Raw genomic sequence first — 3424 nt, 5'->3', positions numbered from 1 at the left:
AGCCTGCAACGGCGAACACGTAGCACTACATCCAGGCACCCACTCTTTCCCTGCGCGACGCTCTTCCGAGCTGCGCAGCCTCGGCCGCGACGGCGGGAGCCTGCCCGCCCGCATGCTGCATGCGCCATGCGCCCCAGCCACCGACGGCGACCACCAGGGCCACGACGGCGGCGATCGGCGCCTTCAGCGAACGGCGCGGCGGCTCGGCCGGCGGCGTGACACGTCCTTCCAGATTCGCGAGAATGCGCGACTGCTGAGCTCCGTCGCCTGCCGGTTTGGTATCGGACAGCAGGCTGGGCGGAGATTTCGAATTTGAATTTTCCGGCGCACTCATTCAGCGTCTCATTGAATCCTGGTTTAATTCACCGCGATAATATAGCCCGGCCTCTCGAAGCAGCCTGATTCTAAGAGCAAGCATTGCAAAACACAATCAATTCCAATTTCCGGGGATTTCTTTGATTGCCGTCGCACTCGTCGCCTATTTCGCCCTTGCCGTCGCGGTTGCGGCACTGTTGCTTTTACCGGGTATCCGCGCGACCGTATTCGAATCCGTCGCCCAGTTTCACGGCCGTCTAACGCGCCGCGCGAACGATCGCGCCTCGCGTACGCGAAGTCAGATTGTTAAATCGGCAAGCGCTACGCGCGGTGCTTTAAACGACGTGCAAAATTTACTGGTTCGCCGGCGCTTGATGATTATGGTATCGGCAGGTATTCTTGCGACGCCGCCATTGGTCGCCATTGCGTTACGCGGCCGGCAATTGTTCCAGTACGACGACACGGCGCGCGTGCCCGACGAGAAGATCGCCGCGCTGCTGCAGGGCGAACAACTCGTGCCGCCCCCGCCGCTGCCGCCGGAGGTCTTCGCCACCAAGGAAGTCGAACAGGTGCGCCCGGCGCTGAAGGATGCGAGCCGCGACTGGAACCTGCTGGATCCGGATTTCCGTACGCGTTTGCTGCTGGTCTACAAGATCATGCACGAACAATATGGTTATGAAATGGCGTTGCTGGAAGGTTACCGGAGCCCGGAACGGCAGAACCGGCTGGCGCAGATGGGTACCAACGTGACCAATGCGGCCGCCTTCCAGAGTTATCACCAATTCGGGCTGGCGGCCGACAACGCATTCCTGCGCGACGGCAAGCTGGTCATCTCCGAGAAAGATCCGTGGGCGATGCGCGGCTACCAGTTGTATGGCCAGGTCGCCGAACAGGTTGGCCTGACCTGGGGGGGCCGCTGGAAAATGATGGATCTCGGGCACGTGGAATACCATAAACCCGGTTTTAAACTGGGACGCGGCAGCTAGCCAGGGCTGCCGGACAGGAAATAATGAGGGCGGCATGGGGCTTTTTAATATCCCGGCAGGAAACGATATGGGCGGCGCAAAAAATCATGCATTCCGGTGCGCGATTTTTTCCGGCCGCCGCTTCCGTTTTAAATCTCACAGCGTCCTTTCGTTAATGCGCGCGCCTTCTCCGATGCCGCGGGCGCATTGATGCCAGCCCCCTTCATCCCGTTTGACAGCATGGCGACACATCGCGGCGCCACCCTTGCCGCTCGGCGCGCCTGCGTCGCCTCATCGAATCGCACCGGAACCTGAACGTCCTATGCAACGCATCCTCAACGTGCTGACTCATCCGCGTACGCTCTCGATCGTCGGGATCGTCGCGCTAGCGGCCATTCTCTTCATCGTCGCCGACATGCTGCAGCTGCCGCTCCTGTGGGCGGCGATCGCCTTCGCGGCGATCCTCGCGCTGTGGCTCGTCGTCGCGCTGTGGCGCCGCTGGCGCGTGAAGCGCGCGAACCAGCAGCTCGGCCAGGTGCTGGAAGAGCAGGCGGAAACCGGCAAGATCGCCGCGCCCGCCGCCGCCGCGCTCGCCCCCGACGCGAAGACGGCCGACCTCGACGTGCTGCGCACGCGCCTGTCGGATGCGGTGAAGACGATCAAGACGTCGAAGATCGGCCAGGTGTCGGGCGGCTCCGCGCTGTACGAACTGCCGTGGTACATCGTGATCGGCAACCCGGCCGCGGGCAAGAGCAGCGCCGTGCTCAATTCCGGCCTGCAGTTCCCGTTCGCGGACAAGAACAGCGCCGTGATCCACGGCATCGGCGGCACGCGCAACTGCGACTGGTTCTTCACGACCGAGGGCATCCTGCTCGATACGGCCGGCCGCTATTCGGTGCATGAGGAAGACCGCAGCGAGTGGCTCGGCTTCCTCGGCCTGCTCAAGCGCTACCGCCCGAAGGCGCCGATCAACGGCATCATCGTCACCGCGAGCATCGCCGAACTCACCGGCAACCGCCCCGAATTCGCGATCAACCTCGCGAAAAACCTCCGCCAGCGCGTTCAGGAGCTGACGGAGAAGCTCGAAGTGTTCGCGCCGGTCTACGTGATGTTCACGAAGGCCGACCTGATCACCGGCTTCACCGAATTCTTCAGCAGCAGCGACAAGCACGAATACGACCGCGTGTGGGGCGCCACCCTGCCCTACGAACCCGACGACAAGCGTGACGTCGTCGCGCAGTTCGACACGCACTTCGAGGAACTCTACGAAGGGCTGAAGGAGATCAGCGTCGCGCAGCTGTCGCTGTCGCGCGGCAACCAGCTGTCGCCGGGCCAGTTGAGCTTCCCGCTCGAATTCTCGACGATCAAGCCGTCGCTGCGCGCGTTCCTCGCGACGCTGTTCGAGAACAACCCGTTCCAGTACAAGCCGATCTTCCGCGGCTTCTACTTCACCAGCGCGCTGCAGGAAGGCGAAACCAACAGCGCGGCCGCGCAGCGCATCGCGCATCGCTTCGGCCTCGACGGCGCCGCGCTGCCGAAGCCGCACAGCGCGTTCTCGAAGAACGGCTTCTTCCTGCGCGACCTGTTCTCGAAGGTGATCTTCGCGGACCGCCAGACGGTGCGGCAGTTCGCGAGCCCGACCAAGACGCGGCTGCGCTACGCGACCTTCTTCGGCTTCGTCGCGGCGCTGGCGCTCGCGCTGGGCGGCTGGACCTGGTCGACGATCGGCAACCAGCAGCTCGTCGCGAACGTGCAGGCCGACCTCGACAACGTCACGCGCCTGCAGCAGGGCCGCAACGACCTGCAATCGCGCCTGCAGGCGATGGACATCCTCGAGGACCGGATCGAGCAGCTCGAGCAGTTCCGCCGCGACAAGCCGATTTCGGTGTCGCTCGGCCTGTACCAGGGCGACCGTCTCGAGCAGCATCTGCTGACCGAGTACTACAACGGCGTGCGCCAGATCCTGCTGGCCCCGGTATCGCAGAACCTCGCGTCGTTCATGAAGGACGTGAACGCGCACCCCGAACAGCTCGTGCCGATGACGCGCCCGCCCGAATCGGGCGCCGTGCAGGGCGGCACGATGCCGGTCTCGACGAACGCGGCGGGCGCCGCGCCGCAGGCCGGTGCCGGACTGGCCTGCGGCG

General features: G+C 64.1%; 2 protein-coding genes and 1 pseudogene. 2 read left to right on the top strand and 1 reads right to left on the bottom strand.

What is annotated here, in order from left to right; genetic code table 11:
- Nucleotides 1-121 precede the first annotated feature (121 nt).
- Nucleotides 122-334, bottom strand: a pseudogene (locus tag G3N96_RS38090) (phage tail protein); the annotation flags it as partial.
- Between the two features lie 121 nt (nt 335-455).
- Between G3N96_RS38090 and G3N96_RS38085 the strand changes: the two are divergent.
- Nucleotides 456-1301 (top strand): M15 family metallopeptidase, encoded by an 846-nt coding sequence (locus tag G3N96_RS38085; RefSeq protein WP_069247001.1) that lies wholly within the window; start codon nt 456-458, stop codon nt 1299-1301.
- Nucleotides 1302-1602: 301 nt separating this feature from the next.
- Nucleotides 1603-3424, top strand: a 1822-nt coding sequence (gene tssM / locus G3N96_RS38080) for a type VI secretion system membrane subunit TssM (RefSeq protein ID WP_206140432.1), incomplete at its 3' end; no start/stop codon positions are given.

The organism is Burkholderia sp. Se-20373 (genome assembly GCF_017104705.1).
In the GTDB taxonomy this organism is placed as follows: domain Bacteria; phylum Pseudomonadota; class Gammaproteobacteria; order Burkholderiales; family Burkholderiaceae; genus Burkholderia.
This window is presented reverse-complemented; position numbering and strand designations above follow the sequence as displayed.